Source organism: Thermaerobacter composti, assembly GCF_033582035.1.
Lineage (GTDB): Bacteria > Bacillota > Sulfobacillia > Thermaerobacterales > Thermaerobacteraceae > Thermaerobacter > Thermaerobacter composti.
Window position 1 is genome coordinate 1,496,469 of sequence record NZ_CP132508.1, and the last position, 14,795, is coordinate 1,511,263.

The window sequence follows — 14,795 nt, forward strand, 5'->3', positions numbered from 1 at the left end:
AAGAAGGCCGGCCCGCCCGGATCTCTCCGGGTCAGGCCGGCCTCGGTCGCTCCGTCAGCCGGTCCCCGTCAGGCGATCTTCTCTTGTTCGACCACTTCGACGAGCACCGGGCGGCCGTCCTGGACCGTGACGACGACCCGCCCGTACCGCAGATTCCGTAAGGCCACCTCGACGCGGGTCAAGGCCTCAAGCCGGGCCCGCTCCTCGGCGGCCCGGCGGTTCGTCGGGGCCGCCACGTGTTCATCACGGCTTTCGGTCATCCCTTGTGTCCCCCTCTCCGGGCGCGACGCCCCGCCCCCTCCCATCCGGCGCCGGCCCCAGGTACATGCTGCGCGGCATCATCACGTAACGCTCTCCTTCGATCTCGATCACCGTCGGGCGCCCCTTGCGGACCTTGACCACCCTCGCCAGGGGCTGAAAGACGTCGCCGGGCTGGAGATCCCGCCACGGGCGCCACACTCGCATTCCACATCCTCTCCCCTCAGAATCCTCTCCCCTCAGAACGGGACCTCGTCGTCGTCGATCTCGCCCAAGTCGGCCGTCGAAGGCTGTTCCGACTCGCCCTGCCGGTCCCTCGGCTTGTCGAGGAACCGGACGTCCTCGGCCACGACCTCCGCCACCCGCCGGCGGCTGCCGTCCTCGGTCTCGTAGGACCGAACCTGCAGCCGGCCGCGGACGGCCACCAACCGACCCTTGGCCAGGTGCTTGCCGCAGACCTCCGCGAGCTGCCGCCACGTGACGATGTCGATGAAGTCGGCCTCCCGATCGCCCTGCTGGTTCGTGTACGGCCGTTCCACCGCCAGCGTAAACCGGCACCGGGCGTACCCTCCGGCCGTACTGGATTCCGGGTCGCGGGTGAGCCGGCCGATGAGAATTACGGTGTTCATTCAACCGCCCGCTCCTCTCCCTTCACGTGCCGCGGCTTGAGCCCCACCAGCATCTTGCTCCGGGAGTCCCAGCGGGCTTCTAACAACGTCCCGGGGCCAAACCCCCGCGCCGCGGCCGCTCGGGCGAGTTTAGGGCTCCGTATCGTTCCCCGGCGTACCGACCCGTGGTGGCGGGCCAGCTTATAGGCGTCGGGGCGGGTGCTGGCCCGAATCGCCATGGCCGCCTTGGCAAAGCCGACTTCGACACGGGCTCCGAGCAGCGCCATGGCTTCCTCGTCCTCGGTGCCCACGGTCACAGAGATCCCGTTCTTGTCGATCCGGACGAGGCTGCGCTCGGTCGCATAGATCTGGTCCCGGTGGACCCACTCAAACGCGGCCGGGTCGAAGTAGGACGTTGTCTCCCCGGACTCCTGTTGGATGCGCTCCTCCCACCGCCGCTGCAGTTCCTTGTCCCGGTCGGCGGGCGCCAGAGCGGTGCCGTCCAAGATGCCGACAGACGGCCCCTCCGGGATCCCCACGCGCTCAGCCAGCCCGCGCCGTGCCATCGCCCTTCCCCTCCTGGTCCTGGCGGGGCTCTCGACCGGCCCGGACGTCCTCAAGGATGGCAAGGAACGTGTATAGCGGCATGACGACGAGCCACTCCCTCCGGTCGGCCTTGAGCCCCAGCGCGTCGTGTCCCTCAAGCCACTTGTATAGTCGTCGGAAACCGGTCGCTTCGACCTTGGCCTGCCAGGTCAGCCCCAGCGCCTGGACGTCCCCGCGGAAGGCGCCACCGGCGGCCCCGGACAGGGGCACCCGCCGGCCCCCGAGCATCCGGGCCAGCTCTCGCTCGGCCCGGATGCCCTTCTCCCGGGGGCGACGGCCTCCCCTTGGTGCCACGTTCATCCCTCCTCGTCCGCTTCGGCGTCAGACGCCGCGTGGCAATCCGGGCAGTTTCAATCCTCACCCGGCCGAAAGACCGGGTGTGACGGGGCGCCGGCCGCCCTTAGCCCCGGCCACGGAGCGGAACCTCCCCGATGGCCTCGGCCAGGACGTTCCGCACGTCGTGCCAGTCGACGTCGAGGTTCGGTTCCGCCAGCACCTCGTCGATGGCGTTGAGGGCATACTCGATGGCCCGGATCTTCGGGTCGAGGGTCGCGTCCTGGACCGGCTGGAGGATGATCGAACCGCCCTCGTCGACGGCGAACGCCACATAGCTGCCTGGCGTGATACCGAGGTTCCGCCGCAGTTGGGCGGGAAGCACCAGCCGGCCCAACTCGTCGATGCGCCGCACGATGCCGGTCGCTCGCATGATGAGGATCCACCTCTCCTTTTGGGTTCTGGCCGGGCCCGCCGCCTCGCTAGAACGCGAGCAGCCGGGCCAGGTCGATGTACAGCCGCCAGAGCTGCCACCCAAGCCACACCACCGCGCCCAGGGCCAGGACCTGGGCCGCGATCCAAACCCACACCGCCGCTTTGAGTGCCCGCCCGAATTCGTTCATGTTGCTTGCCCTCCCAGGACGGTCTCAGGGGGAACGTGCCCCCGCCAGACGTCGTGAAGTTCGCCGGGATTCCGGCGCACGACAAACCGTGTCAGCGATGCGTCTTCCCGAAGGATCAGCCGCCGCTCTTGGGTCGGCACATCGCGGCTGTGACACAAGATCATGGGATACCAATGGGGAGTTGCCCGGGGTTTCCGCAGGACCGTTACCAACGGCAATGCCAGTTGCCGAATTGCGTAGGCATCGGCGCTGATCCGCCTTACGTGAAGTCGGAACCCCTTTTCGAAGGGCCGCGGCTTCGGCGCGTTGAGGAGCCGCTGGATGATGGCCGCGAAGTCCCGGCTCATCCCGGCCCAGACAATGATGTTGGGCTCCACCTCGAATACGAACGGGCCGTCGACCTTGATGACACCCGCCAGCTTCTCCTGAACAGCGTCAAGCGGAACGTGGGTATGGCGGTCAACCAGCTCGAAGACGGCCTGGTCCACCTGGCCGTCAGCAACGAGTTCCCGCCACCGCTGTTCCCACTCTGCGGGGAACAGAACACGGGGGTTGACGTCGTGTCGCATCGACTCTCCGCCTCCCACCTTGACGTAGCCGCACCGGCTACACACTGTCCTCGGCTAGCCTAGGTTGCGGAAGTTGAGCAACTTCCGCACAACTTCCGCAGTCCAGAAAGCCTTGTCTCATGCGGGTTTGCGGATGTTGCGGAAGTTGCGGATGTTCTGCATAACGTTCCACATATGCATTGATGCTCTCTACGCGCGCGCGCGCGCGCACGCGCTTTCTCTCAAAAAAACATCCTGCAACTTCCGCATGAACGATTTCGGACCCAAGAACACCGCGTCGATACTTGCTTTCTCGGTGCCCACCCCCTTTGCGGAAGTTTTGCGGAAGTGCTTTTCGTCGGGTAGTTATCCACAGCCAACGGGGCCTTGCGTGACCATGGTTTCTTGACCATTCCGCCGTATGCGGATGTGGATAACTCAACTTCCGCAACCCTGGCTGGACCCCGAAAAGGGGCCCAACTGGTCTAGACCACGGCCGAATTGGGACGTTTTGGGTGACGAAATCCGTCATTTAGCCGGCCTCCTTGTGCGAACCGGTGCGGTCGCCGGTGGCACGGTCCTTGAGCCACTGGGGTGCGTCGCGCCAGCGGATTTCGTACCAACGGCCCGAGGCAGGATCCCGGAGGGCGATCCACCCCCAGGCCGGCTGGCGGGCGTCGATGCCCCGCCACGGCGGCGGGGCCTTCTCACCCCGCAACATCGCCACGATGGCCTCACGATGCTGCCGGACCCGCAGCCGGTCCTCGTCCGTGAGCCGGCTGGCCGGGGCGATCAAGAGGCGATCGCCGTCGACCCGAAGCCGGAACCCTCGTCGGGTTAAGTCGCGCAGGACGGTGCGGGCGTCGCCGTCCACGTCAGAACACCTCCACGTCGTCACCGGCCTCGTCGTCGTCAAACGCGTCGGCATCGTCGTCCGTCCCGGCCCGTTCGCCGGCTTCGACCTTCTGGAGGCAGTACACCGCCTGGTTGAGGTGCCCGTCGCGGGGCATGGGGGCGATCCGGAAGTCGCCGATGATCCGCTCCCGCATTCGGGCGAGGGCCTTGCCCAGCCGGATCCGCTGGGACCGCTCCCCCTTGTCGCCGAGCACGGCCGGGATCAGCTCATGGTCCACGGCCAACTGCCACAGCTGCTCCACACGAACCGGCACGGGACCAAAGGCGTCCCACCACCGGTGGACGAAAGCGCGCCATTCGGCCATCTCCTCGTCGGCCTGGGCGTAGAACTGATCGAGGTTGCCGAGGAACCCGGGCACGCCGATGACGTCGAGGATGCCGCCCATCGTCCGGGCCCAGGCCTCGAAGTTGCCCAGGGTCTGGCCGCCCTGGGGCCGCCCGGCGGCGATCCATGCCTGGACGAGGACCAACGCGGCCCAGATGAGCTGCCCGCGATTGGCCTGGGCCCAGCCGCGCAGGTCGGGGTGGCGGAAGCCGGTCCGGCGCCAGGGCTGGTCGACCTTCGGGTCCAGGCGAATCCAGCAGGTCCGGCGGGCGATCTCGTTGCTGGCGGCGACGTTGTTGCCGGTGCCAAGCCAGACGACCCGAACGGGCAGCAGGACCATCCGGTTTCGCCCGAGGGTCCGGTCCGTCCAGATGGAGGCCGTCAGGGCCGCAGCCAGCGCCGAGGAGTCCAGGCGCCGGCGGATGTTGTCGATCATGACGAAGGTCGGGGCGTCGATCAGGGCGGACGTGATCCGCTTGCGCCACTCCTCCTCGTCGCGGCTTTCCGTCATCACGTGCGCCGGCCGGCCCGTGGCCGGGATCGTGATCGCGTCGGCCAAAAGACTGCCTCCGGACCCCGGCGCGGGCTTGTCGATCAAGTGAAGCGGCGTGGGCCCGTCGATCATCTCCCGCACGAACGGCAAGAGCAGGGCGCACAGAGCATGGGCCCGGCTCGCCTCGTCGACGAACGGGAAATCGCCCATGAGGTCCTCAAGGAGCAACGCTTTCGCCCGCTCGACGTCGTCCCGGCTGGGCTTTTCGGGTACGGCCGGGACCTCCAGCCCGGGCGCCTTGTGGTACCACAGCCAGGCGTCCGGGTTGTAGCCGGGCTCGGTGACCAGCCGGCCGGTCTTGCCGAAGACCGGGGCCTCCACGATCCCGCGGATCGGCGGGAAGGGAAGTTCGGCCTGCGAGAGGATGTCCTCGACGACGTCGCGGGGCGGGGAGACGATCTCGTAGCGCACGTTGCCCCGGGCGTCGGTCCGCTCCCGGCGCCAGTCGGCGGCGTCGGCCAGGTGGCCGCGAAGGGCCGGCTCGGTCACGATCTCCAGCATCGGAGCCCCCGTCTCGGTGGTGCGAAACCGGGTCAGGACGGCGCCCCGGACGAACAGGAACGGCGGGTCGTTGATGGCCTGAAGCGCCGCCAAGGCCTCGGCCCGCTTGTCGCGGAGCTCTCGGTCATTGACGACGATGACCGGGCGCTTGCCCCCGTCCGGAATGGAGCCGCGGAGGAGGCCCCGGCTCTTCGCAAGCTCCACCAGCCTGCCGCCTGCCATCAAGCCGGGACCTCCTTACGGGTGTAGTGATCCAGGATCGCGAGCGCCCGGTGCGTCGGGGCCCGGCAGAGGTGACGCGCCAGATCGAGCCCATGCCCCCAGATGTGGCAGCCCCCGCACCGGAACGCTCCCGTGTCGAGGTGCAGCTCGAAGCCCCCCGCGGCTCCACAAAACGGGCAGGACGTGGCCAACCGGCCGATGCCGGGCGGCACTCGCTGGCCGGTGTAGTCCGCCCAAAAGGCACCCCAGTCGATCAGCCGGGCGATGTCGTTCCAAGCCTTCCGGCCCGCCGCCCCCTGCGGCTTGTCGGCCGCCGGGCGCGGCTTGGCCTGGTCCTTCATCCAGAGGTCGCGGACAATGCGCTCGACTTCCTCGCGTGGCTTGGGCGGCCGGCAGCGGGCCTCGTTCCAGGCCTGCAGGAGCTCCACCGTCACCGCCGGGTCCACGCGCTTGCCGAGCAGGTGGCCGGCCAGCTGCGTCAGGGTCGGGTGACGGGCCCCCGGCTCCGCCCCCTCGCGGATGATCCGGGCCCATTCCTCCGGCGTCCGCCGGTGTCCCTCGCCTCCGCCTTCCGCGAGTTCCAACAGCCACCGGGGTGCAGGTGCCGGGGGGCCGAACGCCCACGGGTCCCGCCCGGGGAGCCAGGCGTAGACCCGGCCGGACGGGTGGACGGAAGGCGGCAGGACCATCTGCCGGCCGTCGGAGAGGATCTCGACGGTGCCGCCCCCCGCTTCAATGAGCCGGGACGGGATCCGGCCGGATTCGGGATAGCGGAAGACGAGCCGCCGCCCGCCGTTCTCCCGCCCGGTGCGGTAGGTCCACGTCGCGGGCAGGTCCGTCCCGGCCAGCCGGGTGAGAAGGGCCTCCCCGGCCGGGCCGTCGACGTCGACGGCGACGATGCCCGAGACCCGGCCGGTGAGACAGCCGATGTTCGCCCGCTCGGCGCCCGGCGCCTTGAGCCACCGCTCGATCTCCTCCGGCGACGGTACTCCGCGATGCTGCCAGCCCTCCATGTGGCGCCGGGCGAGCAGGTCGTAGGGCCGCTTGCCCGGCGACTTGCACCGCGGGTGACGGCAGCCGGGGCCGCACAGCGGGATCACCGCAAGACCCAGCTCGGCGTAGGCCAAGGCCGTCTGCAACGGGCTCTGCGTCATGACGCTCGCCTCCGGTAGCGCGCCCGGATGGCGGCCATGGTGAGTTCGTCCGAGGCCTCGCCCGCCGTCATGCCCGGCCGGGGCTCGATCCCCCACCGCCGCAGGGCGGCCAGCTGCTTCTCGGAGGCCGGCCGAAGGCGCCAGGACGCCGTGGCGAGGACGAGCCCCACGGCCTCGGCGCGGCGGACGTAGTCCTCGGCCAGGCCTTGGGCGAGCTCTTGCCAGACGGGCTGGGGCGTCAGCCGCTCGACGGGCAGCCGCCGGTCGCGGGGCACGAGCTCGACGACCCACTGCTCGGGCCCCACCTCGATCAGGGCGAGGTTGCCGGCCTCGCCGGCGGGCAGGCAGTAGAGGCCGTCGTCGACCTTCAGCCACCGGACGCGCTTGTGGAACTGCTGCCAGTCGGGGCGGAGCAGCGAGCGGAGGGTCGCCAGCTCCGTGCTCCCCGTGCGGGCCTCCATGGCGTCCATCAGGGCGTTGTCCTGCAGGGCCTCCGTGATCGTCCGGCCCTCGAGCTCCGCGTCGGCCGGCAGGCCGAAGAGGGCCGGGGCCTGGATCAGCGTGTGGCGCTCGGTGGCGCCGGCCACGTCGATGACGAGGCAGTCCTCCTTGCCGGGGTGCAGCCGGGTCCCGCGGCCGATCATCTGGAGGTACAGGGTTTTGCTCTTGGTCGGTCGGGCCACCACGACGCAGCTGACGCTCGGCTCGTCGAAGCCTTCCGTCAGCACGGCGCAGTTGCAAACGACCCGCGTCTCGCCGGTGTGGAGCCGGTGTAGGATGGCCCGCCGCTCGTCGATGGGCAGGTCGCCCGAGATCCACTCGGCAGCCACGCCCCGGCGCTGCAGGGCCTCGGCGGTCCGCCTGGCCTGGTCGACGCTGACGGTGAAGACGATCGCCTTCCGTCCCTCGCCGTGCCGCACATAGGCGTCGGCCACCGCCTCGGCCACGCCGGCTTTGAGAAGGGCGGCATCCAGTTCGCCCTGGTGGAAGTCGCCGCTCACGGTGTGCACGGCGTCCAGGTTGACGTTCAGCATGATCCGCAGGGGGCGGAGGTCGACCAGATAACCCCGCTGGATCGCCTCGAGCAGCTGCAGCTGGTAGACGATCCGCTCGAAGACCGCCCCCAGGGCCTTCTGGTCGCCCCGCTCGACCGTCGCCGTCAGCCCCAGGGTGGGGGGCCCGTCGTCGGCAAAGCACCGGACGCCGCGGAGCACCCGGACATAGGACGGGGCCGTGGCGTGGTGGGCCTCGTCGACCACGACGAAGTCGAAGCCCCGAAGCCGGGCCAGCCGCTGGGGCCGGCAGGCGGTCTGCACGCTGGCGAAGACGACCTGGGCGTCCGGCTCGTCCTGTTCCGCCTTGACGACGCCGGTCTCGGCCTCCGGCCAGACCGCGGCGATGGCCCGGCGGGGCTGCTCGATCAGCTCGTCCCGGTGGGCCAGCCAGAGGGTGCGCCCGCCCCGCTCCCGGGCGGCCGTCAGGGCCGTGATCGTCTTGCCCGTGCCGGTCGGCAGGTTGATGATCCCACGGCGGACGCCCTCCTCGCGGTGGGCCGCCCAGAAGGCGTCGATCGCCTCCCGCTGGTAGGGGCGCAGCTCAAGGGGCACGGTCCTCCCCCCCCTCGGCGGCCTCCCGGTTCCGGGCTCGCTGGGCCCAGGCGAGCACGGCGATGCCGGTGACGACGATGCCGACCGGGATCCACACGGCGCGGCTGTCGGCGGCGGACCCGCCCAGGAGCACGAGCCCGACCCCGAGGTCCTGCAGCCGCTCGGACCGGGGGCGGGTGAGGGGCCTCACGGCCCCTCACCTTCCGCGGCCCCGCCCTGGTCGAGGCCCATCATGCGCTTGATGGTCTCGCGCTTGTGCTGGTCGGTCAGCTCCTCGACCTCATCCGGCTCCGGCACGTCCTCCTCGTCGTCTTCATCCTGATCCGCGCCGAACAGGTAGTCCTCCAAGAAGCTGATGAAGTCGTCGGCCTGTTCCCGAGTCATCTGGCGCACGCTCGTAACCCCGTAGCGGGCCTCGGCCTGCGCCCGTGCGTCGGCCTCGCTCCAGCCGAGCGCCTCGAGGAGCTGCTTGATCCGCTGGGCCTGGGCCCGGGTGACCGGCTGGGCGGTCCCGTTCCGCCGCGGGCTGCTGCCGTTGGCGGCCCCCGCATCCGCCGCGGAGCGGGCCGGCACCGCCTGAGCTTGCGACGCGGTCGGGACGTCGACGACGTCCGTGGGCGGGTTGTCGGCCTGCGCCATCTCGTCGACCGTGTACACGCCACCCAGGGCCTGCGGGAAGGCCTTCCGCAGAGCCAAGGCCTCGGCGCACTTGGCGAGCATGACCTCCGGCATCGTCCGCCACTGCCCCGCCGGCTGGCCGTTCCGGTCTCGCTGGCAGTAGGCGTCGAACCGGGCGACGGCCCACACGGGTTCCTTGAAATCCGACCGCAGGACGCCAACCCGGGAGGCCATGGGCGGCTCGGCGGTCAGCCACACGTCGGTCCACTGCCCGTCCTTTCCGCACCAGTAGGGGCCGAGCTGGCCCGCATACTTGCCCGTCCGGTCGGCCGCCGCCCGATAACCGTCGATGGTGACGAGGATGACGGCCACGTCCTCGTAGGAGCCGTCCGGACGCCGCTGCCGGCGCTTGTGGAACGAGATTTGGCGGGCGAACGGATCGAGGCCCATCCGCTGTGCCGTCCAGAGGAACAGCTTGAGTTCGTCGTCGGTGGCCCCACGGGCGATGGTGCGCTTGATGAGCTCGATCTGCTCCCGGGTCCACCCGCCATGGGCCAGGGCCCCGTTCCCCTGGCCGGCCACCTGCACCGCCGCGGTCTCAGACATGGTTCACAGCCCCCTCCCGCACCGGCCGGACCGCCAGGGGGCTGCCCGGCACGACCCGGGCGACGAACACCTGCACCCCAGCGGGCGGCTCCAGGTTCGTGATGCTTTCCGCGTTGTCCACGAACACGGGGATCGGAAGCCCCGTGACGGTCCGGATGAGCCCCGCGACCTCGAGCCCGCAGCGGATCCGTTCGGAGGTCGACAAAACCGCATACGGCCGGCCGTCCCAGCAAAGCCGGAAGACGGGCCGGAGTTCGCCGGTCGACTTCACGACGTCGAAGAGCTGGATCGAGGCACGCTGGAGATGCTGCTGCAGGGCCGCCACCTGCAGTTCGGCCCGCTTGGCGACGTAAGCCGCCAGGGCGTCGGCCACGTGACGGTTGCGCCGGATCTGCTCCTCCAGGTCCGCGATGGCCTGGCGGGTCCGGTCGATGGCCTGGCGCGCCTCAGCCCGGCGCCGCTCGGCCAGCGCCCGCCGGTCGGCCTGAAGGCGGTACACCTGCTGCTGCTGCCGGAGCGCGTCGATCTGGCGGGCGAGGTCCCGCCGCTTCGCCTCAAGGGCACCCGCCCGCAGCCGCTCAAGCTGGACCTCAAGTTGCTTGAGCCGGGCCCGGGCCTCGCGCCCCCGGCGGATGACGGCGTCGATCTTGGCCTTCCGCTCCGCGTTCCGCCGCTCGATGGCGGCCAGCACCTGCCTCAGCCGCTCCTCCGGCAGCGGCTGGTCGCAGGTCGGGCACGTGCGGACGACCTCGGCGGGGTCTTCCATTTGTGCCTGGAGGGCCGCGAGTTCCGCCTTGGCCCGGGCAATCTCTTCCGCGAGGCGCCGGGCTTCGGCCTCAAGCGGGGCCGTGTCGGGAGCGGCCAGGGCCTCGTACTCGGCCACGAGCCGCTCAAGTTCGGCCGAGCGGTCCGGCTCGGTCACCTCCGGGAGCGGCTCCTCCGCCTGCTGCTCCAGGACGTCCAACTGGCCGCGGGCCCGCTCGATCTGCTGTTCCGCGTCCCGCATCTCCTGGCGGAGCTTCTTACCGGTTCCGTCGGGGTCACGCAGGTTGAGGCCGACCAGGAGCTCCGCATAGGCCGGCCCCAGGGCCTCAAGGACCGCCTCCGGCTGCGGTGGCGGGACGAGGGACGCGAAGAACTCCCGGGCCTCCCGGTCCGGCCACCCCGCGATGGCCGTCGGCCAGAACGCGGGCAGGAAGTACCGTGCGGGCGCCGCCGCGACTTCCACGTCCACCTGCGAGACCTTGCGGCCGTCGAGCCGAATCTCGCTGCCGCGACGGGTGCGGGTCCGGACGACCTCGTGCTCGCGGCCGTCGCCGCCGAGGAACCGGACCGCCACGGTCATCTCCTTGGCCCGCGGGTGGAGCAGGTTGTCCACCCGCGGGCTGCCCTCGAGGTTCGTGCCGTAGAGGCCGAAGACGATGGCCTCCGCCAGGGTCGTCTTGCCCGTCGCGTTGTCACCCGTGACCTCGACGCGGTCGGCGTCGGTGTCGAAGGTGACGGGCTCGCCGTGGTGGCGGAAGCCCGCCATGGAAACCGCAAGGATCCGCATTGTCGAGCCCCCTTGTCCTCGGCGATAATGGGGGCGGAGGTCGTTAGGCATCGTTGGCAGGGTGCCTATCAGGAATCGAAACGGCCTCCGCCCGTTGCGTCTTGCTCCTGTCGCCCGCTCCGGTCCCCAACCCAGCGGGCGACGTCTCTTCCAGGACCTCCTCACCGTGGTCCCAAGACCCCACCGGCCTCACCGCCTCCCCGCCCCGCCATCCAGGTCCGGGTCGAAGTAGGCGGCCAGGGCCAGGTCGCGCCACCGGAGCATCTTCCGAATCGCCGCCACCGGCATCCCCGCGCGATAGGCAAAGGCGAGCAGGGGCTCGTCGGCGTGGCGGCCACGCCAAGCGATCCGGAAGGTCTCCTGGCACCCGGTGCACTCCACCGCGAGGTGAAAGCCCACGGCACCAACCTGGGGCCGGTGCGTCAGCCGCAGGGTGTCGGCGCCACGACCGCAGAATGGGCACCGCGGGGTCGTCGTTGCCACGTTCATGCCGCTCCCTCCGGCTGCGGCGCAGCCGACCGCCGGCGATAGGCCTCAAGCCAGATGACCTTCCCTGGGGCTGGGGCCGGGGGGCGTCCGCGTCGCCGCCCGAAGCCACGCCAGCGGTACCGCTTGCCGCAGATCTCGATGACCAACGGACGTCTGCGTTCCTTCATGGGAAACCCCCTCACGCGCTGGCCTGCTCGTCGTCGTGCGGCCGGCTTGTGGCCACTGGTCTGGTCTCCTCGTTCTGGGCCAGGATGCGCCGGACGATCGGCAAGGCGATTGCCACGTAGCGGCGGATCCAGTCGTCCGGCGGATGGAGCACCACCCGCTCCTCTCCCGGCATCCCTCCCCTCCCCCTCACGCGGCACGAAGGTCCAGGTACAGCCGGACCACGGGATGTTGCTCAAGGGCCTCCGCCATCCAGGGCAGGCGCCCGTAGAGACGCACCGCCGCCGCGAGCACCTCGGGCGGGACGTCCAGCACGCCCCGCTCGTACTTGCTCAGGGTGGCCGGCGCCACGCCGAGCTCCAGGCTGGCCCGGGTCAGCGTCATGCGCCGGAAGACCCGGGCGAGCCGGAGACCCTCTCCCACCGTCACCGCAGGCGACACCCCCTTTCCGCGGGGATCCAAACATGGACGAACTTGATACGTGGCAGACCTGGGTTGTCATACCATCGTCGCGAGGCCGGGCGTCACGCGGAGTCTCGCGCCGTGCTACGGTCCTCCACGTCCAGCTCGAAGAGCTCGTCAAAGCCGACGCCGAGGGCCTCGCAGATCCGCTTGGCCACGGCGGGGCTTACGTTCCGCCGCCCGAGCTCGATTTGGCTCATGTAGCCGCTACTGACCCCAACGAACCGGGCGAAAGCTCGTTGGCTGAAGCCGGCCTTGACACGGGCTTCAACGAGGCGTTGCGTGCGGGCCCTGATCACGGATCCCCCCTCCCTCGTGAGCGGTGCTGACTTCTGTCAGCATTATAGAGCCATTCGCTAACGACTGCAAGCGGTTTTTCGAGCAAGCGGGGAGGAGGGCGGGAAGCGGATGCTAACAATAGCAAGCGTGAGGACGACGATGGATCCTCGGTCGATTGGGGAAAAGATTCGCCGGCTACGGGAGGCCCGCGGCTGGAGCCTGCGCCAGTTGGAGGCACGCTCTGGCGTGTCGAACAGCGCCATTTCGCTGATTGAACGGGGCAAGCGGATCCCCAACAGCGAAACGCTCCGGCGCCTTGCTGCGGCGCTGGGCGTCACCATCCGCGAGCTTTACGAAGATGACGGCGGTACGTGGAGTCCCCCGGCCCTTGCAGGGTTGTCAGCTCGCCTCCGAAGGGCCCGAGCACGCGCAGGCCTATCCCAACAGGAGGTCGCCAGCAAGCTCAACGTGACGCAGCAAGCGGTCTCAAGCTGGGAATCCGGCACCCGTAGGCCGGACCCCGACGTCCTGGTCCAACTTGCCAAGTTGTACCGGGTTCCGGTTTCCTATCTATTGGGAGAGCCGGAGCCGCCCGCCTCCGGCGGGGCTGCCCAGCGCCCCCGCGAACTGCCGCCGGGCGTGGAGGGGGTTCCGGTTCGGCTCGTACCGGTCCCGGTGGTAGGCCGGGTCCATGCAGGTGAGTCGATGCCGCCCACCGAGCACATCGAAGGCTACGAGTGGATGGCCGAGGACGACGTCCGGGGCGGTACATACTTCTTTCTTGTCGTCCGGGGCGACTGCATGGACGGCGGCCCCGCCCCGATCCGCGAGGGGTACCGGGTGCTGGTTCGCGTCCAGCCGGAGGTGGAGGACGGGCAGGTTGCCGTGGTCTTCCTCCCCGGCGAGGACGAGGCGGTCCTCCGCCGGGTCCGCAAGGCCGGGGAGCACGTGGTCCTGACCGCGGACAACCCCGCCTACCCTCCCGTGGTACTCCGGCCGGAGGAAGTACGGATCGTGGGGCGGGTCGTGCAGGTGACGTTCGAGCCGGCGGCGGCGCGGGACGTGTAGTGGAGTGGGGGTGATCCCTTTGTTAGCGATGAAGAGCCGAAATGTCCTTGCCGCGTTAGGAGTGCTTGTTCTTTTCCTCCTGGCCGGCTGTTCGGGGGATCCATCGACGGGTAATGCAACGCAGACCACTACGCCGGCCAACCAGGAGCCGGGCCAAAACGAAACGGCTTCTTCCTCCCACGACGAAGCATTGGGTACGCGGATTTCGGCTGAGGATCTTGGCGAAGAATGGCCTCTCACGGTCGACAGCGGTTACCTTCGCTGCGACCAGCAGGCCGTGATCTTCCACCACGACGGTGTCGATTATGCGGTGAATGGGACCGCAAAGAGTCGTGGTTTACCGCCTATCGATCCAATCTGGGCTGATGGTGATATCGCGGGCACTAAAAAAGACATCGGCCCCCTTATTCAACGTGGACTTACATTATGCGAATAGCCTATTCCGACAGCAATCGCGTACATAATGATGAGGTGATAGTGTGGATGCGTCAACGCCAGCGCGTCGAATGTATGTCTACTGTGACGAGAGTAGTCAAACCGCTGCTAGGTACATGGTCCTTGGGGCGCTGTTTGTTGAGGAGGATGCTCGCACGAAACTTGAACAGGCCTTTAGGGGGATTCGAGGAACTCAGCTAGCTAATGCGACCATGAAATGGGAGAAGGTTTCTGACAAATATTTTAGCGAGTATGAGCAATCTGCGCTATTGATTGCGAAACGAGGGCGAGTGGGAATGCTGGAGTACCACGCAATGACACTTGATACGACAAAGTTTGATCACGATACATACAATGCAGGCGATGACGAATTGGGATACTACAAGTTCTTTTTTAACTTACTTAAATGGCGGATGATTCGCCACAAAGGCGCGGTATTCTATGTGACTATGGATCGGCGGCATAATAGGAAAGCAGATAGACTGGAAGAATTGAAATGGTATCTAAATCAGCACTTAGTGACCTACTGGTCCTACGAACCTGTTAAGTCAATCGTTGCCCGATCATGCAAAGAGGTGTTATTGTTACAGATTACGGATATCTTAACAGGCGCGGTAGCATATCATGCGAATAAACGAGACAATAAACCGGATGCTAGGCGAGCTAAGGTAAAACTTGCTCAAGCACTTGCGCGGGGCTTTGGTTTGCCGAGACTGGATGTGGACATGGGAAGTCATACGTTCTACAGCGTTTGGCATTTCAGGTTGGAACCACCAAGGCGGCGTACAGAGACTGGCTAAAAAGAACTGAGCCCCAGTACCTACTCCCGCTGCGAGCGGGCACCTCCGACGTCAGTCGGAGTATTCGATACTGGTGGCTCCGGCGACAGCGTAGCCTACTGCCGCCTCAAGGTCAAGTCCCTGCTTCC

General features: G+C 68.4%; 23 protein-coding genes. 3 read left to right on the forward strand and 20 right to left on the reverse strand.

Annotated features, from left to right (window positions below):
- Window positions 1-68 precede the first annotated feature (68 nt).
- The 20 genes from Q5761_RS06050 to Q5761_RS06145 all read right to left on the reverse strand — a co-directional run bounded on the left by Q5761_RS06050 (window position 69) and on the right by Q5761_RS06145 (window position 12,384).
- The gene (locus tag Q5761_RS06050) at window positions 69-260 is read right to left on the reverse strand and encodes a DUF2292 domain-containing protein (RefSeq protein ID WP_318751565.1); all 192 of its coding nucleotides are present in this window, start codon (window positions 258-260) and stop codon (window positions 69-71) included.
- Complete coding sequence (locus tag Q5761_RS06055; RefSeq protein WP_318751566.1) at window positions 244-465, reverse strand: hypothetical protein; 222 nt, start codon at window positions 463-465, stop codon at window positions 244-246. The genes Q5761_RS06050 and Q5761_RS06055 overlap by 17 nt, the downstream gene beginning before the upstream one ends.
- A 32-nt stretch (window positions 466-497) precedes the next feature.
- Window positions 498-887 (reverse strand): single-stranded DNA-binding protein, encoded by a 390-nt coding sequence (locus tag Q5761_RS06060; RefSeq protein WP_318751567.1) that lies wholly within the window; start codon window positions 885-887, stop codon window positions 498-500.
- Window positions 884-1,372, reverse strand: coding sequence for a hypothetical protein (locus Q5761_RS06065; RefSeq protein WP_318751568.1), 489 nt, complete (start codon window positions 1,370-1,372; stop codon window positions 884-886). Before Q5761_RS06065 ends, Q5761_RS06060 begins: the two co-directional genes overlap by 4 nt.
- 37 nt (window positions 1,373-1,409) lie before the next feature.
- Window positions 1,410-1,766: a hypothetical protein gene (locus Q5761_RS06070; protein ID WP_318751569.1), complete on the reverse strand. Its 357-nt coding sequence runs from the start codon at window positions 1,764-1,766 to the stop codon at window positions 1,410-1,412.
- A gap of 106 nt (window positions 1,767-1,872) precedes the next feature.
- Window positions 1,873-2,178, reverse strand: a complete 306-nt coding sequence (locus tag Q5761_RS06075; protein ID WP_318751570.1) for an AbrB/MazE/SpoVT family DNA-binding domain-containing protein — start codon at window positions 2,176-2,178, stop codon at window positions 1,873-1,875.
- A gap of 49 nt (window positions 2,179-2,227) precedes the next feature.
- Complete coding sequence (locus Q5761_RS06080) at window positions 2,228-2,368, reverse strand: hypothetical protein (protein WP_318751571.1); 141 nt, start codon at window positions 2,366-2,368, stop codon at window positions 2,228-2,230.
- Complete coding sequence (locus Q5761_RS06085) at window positions 2,365-2,937, reverse strand: hypothetical protein (RefSeq protein ID WP_318751572.1); 573 nt, start codon at window positions 2,935-2,937, stop codon at window positions 2,365-2,367. The genes Q5761_RS06080 and Q5761_RS06085 overlap by 4 nt, the downstream gene beginning before the upstream one ends.
- 511 nt (window positions 2,938-3,448) lie before the next feature.
- Complete coding sequence (locus Q5761_RS06090) at window positions 3,449-3,790, reverse strand: hypothetical protein (protein ID WP_318751573.1); 342 nt, start codon at window positions 3,788-3,790, stop codon at window positions 3,449-3,451.
- A gap of 1 nt (window position 3,791) precedes the next feature.
- Window positions 3,792-5,432 (reverse strand): hypothetical protein, encoded by a 1,641-nt coding sequence (locus tag Q5761_RS06095; RefSeq protein ID WP_318751574.1) that lies wholly within the window; start codon window positions 5,430-5,432, stop codon window positions 3,792-3,794.
- Window positions 5,432-6,586: a bifunctional DNA primase/polymerase gene (locus tag Q5761_RS06100; protein WP_318749901.1), complete on the reverse strand. Its 1,155-nt coding sequence runs from the start codon at window positions 6,584-6,586 to the stop codon at window positions 5,432-5,434. Before Q5761_RS06100 ends, Q5761_RS06095 begins: the two co-directional genes overlap by 1 nt.
- Entirely contained in the window at window positions 6,583-8,193 is a 1,611-nt protein-coding gene (locus Q5761_RS06105) for a DEAD/DEAH box helicase (protein WP_318749902.1), read from the reverse strand. The genes Q5761_RS06100 and Q5761_RS06105 overlap by 4 nt, the downstream gene beginning before the upstream one ends.
- The gene (locus Q5761_RS06110) at window positions 8,183-8,383 is read right to left on the reverse strand and encodes a hypothetical protein (protein ID WP_318749903.1); all 201 of its coding nucleotides are present in this window, start codon (window positions 8,381-8,383) and stop codon (window positions 8,183-8,185) included. The genes Q5761_RS06105 and Q5761_RS06110 overlap by 11 nt, the downstream gene beginning before the upstream one ends.
- Window positions 8,380-9,417 (reverse strand): phage recombination protein Bet, encoded by a 1,038-nt coding sequence (bet, locus tag Q5761_RS06115; protein ID WP_318749904.1) that lies wholly within the window; start codon window positions 9,415-9,417, stop codon window positions 8,380-8,382. The genes Q5761_RS06110 and bet overlap by 4 nt, the downstream gene beginning before the upstream one ends.
- Window positions 9,410-10,969 carry an AAA family ATPase gene (locus Q5761_RS06120; protein ID WP_318749905.1) on the reverse strand — a complete coding sequence of 520 codons (1,560 nt, stop codon included), beginning with the start codon at window positions 10,967-10,969 and terminating at the stop codon, window positions 9,410-9,412. Before Q5761_RS06120 ends, bet begins: the two co-directional genes overlap by 8 nt.
- A 189-nt stretch (window positions 10,970-11,158) precedes the next feature.
- On the reverse strand, window positions 11,159-11,458 hold the full coding sequence (locus Q5761_RS06125; protein ID WP_318749906.1) for a hypothetical protein: 300 nt from the start codon (window positions 11,456-11,458) through the stop codon (window positions 11,159-11,161).
- Window positions 11,455-11,625, reverse strand: coding sequence for a hypothetical protein (locus Q5761_RS06130; RefSeq protein ID WP_318749907.1), 171 nt, complete (start codon window positions 11,623-11,625; stop codon window positions 11,455-11,457). Before Q5761_RS06130 ends, Q5761_RS06125 begins: the two co-directional genes overlap by 4 nt.
- Window positions 11,626-11,636: 11 nt before the next feature.
- Window positions 11,637-11,798 carry a hypothetical protein gene (locus tag Q5761_RS06135; RefSeq protein ID WP_318749908.1) on the reverse strand — a complete coding sequence of 54 codons (162 nt, stop codon included), beginning with the start codon at window positions 11,796-11,798 and terminating at the stop codon, window positions 11,637-11,639.
- Window positions 11,799-11,812: 14 nt separating this feature from the next.
- Window positions 11,813-12,052, reverse strand: coding sequence for a helix-turn-helix domain-containing protein (locus tag Q5761_RS06140; RefSeq protein WP_318749909.1), 240 nt, complete (start codon window positions 12,050-12,052; stop codon window positions 11,813-11,815).
- A gap of 95 nt (window positions 12,053-12,147) precedes the next feature.
- The gene (locus Q5761_RS06145) at window positions 12,148-12,384 is read right to left on the reverse strand and encodes a helix-turn-helix transcriptional regulator (RefSeq protein WP_318749910.1); all 237 of its coding nucleotides are present in this window, start codon (window positions 12,382-12,384) and stop codon (window positions 12,148-12,150) included.
- A 139-nt stretch (window positions 12,385-12,523) separates the two neighbouring features.
- Between Q5761_RS06145 and Q5761_RS06150 the strand changes: the two genes are divergently transcribed.
- Genes Q5761_RS06150 through Q5761_RS06160 form a run of 3 tightly spaced genes read left to right on the forward strand, consistent with a single transcriptional unit; the run spans window position 12,524 to window position 14,667 of the window.
- Window positions 12,524-13,432, forward strand: coding sequence for an XRE family transcriptional regulator (locus Q5761_RS06150; RefSeq protein ID WP_318749911.1), 909 nt, complete (start codon window positions 12,524-12,526; stop codon window positions 13,430-13,432).
- Between the two features lie 4 nt (window positions 13,433-13,436).
- Entirely contained in the window at window positions 13,437-13,868 is a 432-nt protein-coding gene (locus Q5761_RS06155; RefSeq protein WP_318749912.1) for a DUF2511 domain-containing protein, read from the forward strand.
- A gap of 43 nt (window positions 13,869-13,911) precedes the next feature.
- Window positions 13,912-14,667 (forward strand): DUF3800 domain-containing protein, encoded by a 756-nt coding sequence (locus Q5761_RS06160; protein ID WP_318749913.1) that lies wholly within the window; start codon window positions 13,912-13,914, stop codon window positions 14,665-14,667.
- Window positions 14,668-14,795: the final 128 nt, after the last annotated feature.

Bases quoted from the DNA above. Each gene is read 5' to 3' on its own strand.
- Q5761_RS06085 (WP_318751572.1), bottom strand. From the start codon at position 2,937: ATGCGACACGACGTCAACCCCCGTGTTCTGTTCCCCGCAGAGTGGGAA.
- Q5761_RS06100 (WP_318749901.1), bottom strand. From the start codon at position 6,586: ATGACGCAGAGCCCGTTGCAGACGGCCTTGGCCTACGCCGAGCTGGGT.
- Q5761_RS06095 (WP_318751574.1), bottom strand. From the start codon at position 5,432: ATGGCAGGCGGCAGGCTGGTGGAGCTTGCGAAGAGCCGGGGCCTCCTC.
- Q5761_RS06125 (WP_318749906.1), bottom strand. From the start codon at position 11,458: ATGAACGTGGCAACGACGACCCCGCGGTGCCCATTCTGCGGTCGTGGC.
- bet (WP_318749904.1), bottom strand. From the start codon at position 9,417: ATGTCTGAGACCGCGGCGGTGCAGGTGGCCGGCCAGGGGAACGGGGCC.
- Q5761_RS06080 (WP_318751571.1), bottom strand. From the start codon at position 2,368: ATGAACGAATTCGGGCGGGCACTCAAAGCGGCGGTGTGGGTTTGGATC.
- Q5761_RS06075 (WP_318751570.1), bottom strand. From the start codon at position 2,178: ATGCGAGCGACCGGCATCGTGCGGCGCATCGACGAGTTGGGCCGGCTG.
- Q5761_RS06060 (WP_318751567.1), bottom strand. From the start codon at position 887: ATGAACACCGTAATTCTCATCGGCCGGCTCACCCGCGACCCGGAATCC.
- Q5761_RS06135 (WP_318749908.1), bottom strand. From the start codon at position 11,798: ATGCCGGGAGAGGAGCGGGTGGTGCTCCATCCGCCGGACGACTGGATC.
- Q5761_RS06120 (WP_318749905.1), bottom strand. From the start codon at position 10,969: ATGCGGATCCTTGCGGTTTCCATGGCGGGCTTCCGCCACCACGGCGAG.
- Q5761_RS06150 (WP_318749911.1), top strand. From the start codon at position 12,524: ATGGATCCTCGGTCGATTGGGGAAAAGATTCGCCGGCTACGGGAGGCC.
- Q5761_RS06130 (WP_318749907.1), bottom strand. From the start codon at position 11,625: ATGAAGGAACGCAGACGTCCGTTGGTCATCGAGATCTGCGGCAAGCGG.
- Q5761_RS06055 (WP_318751566.1), bottom strand. From the start codon at position 465: ATGCGAGTGTGGCGCCCGTGGCGGGATCTCCAGCCCGGCGACGTCTTT.
- Q5761_RS06050 (WP_318751565.1), bottom strand. From the start codon at position 260: ATGACCGAAAGCCGTGATGAACACGTGGCGGCCCCGACGAACCGCCGG.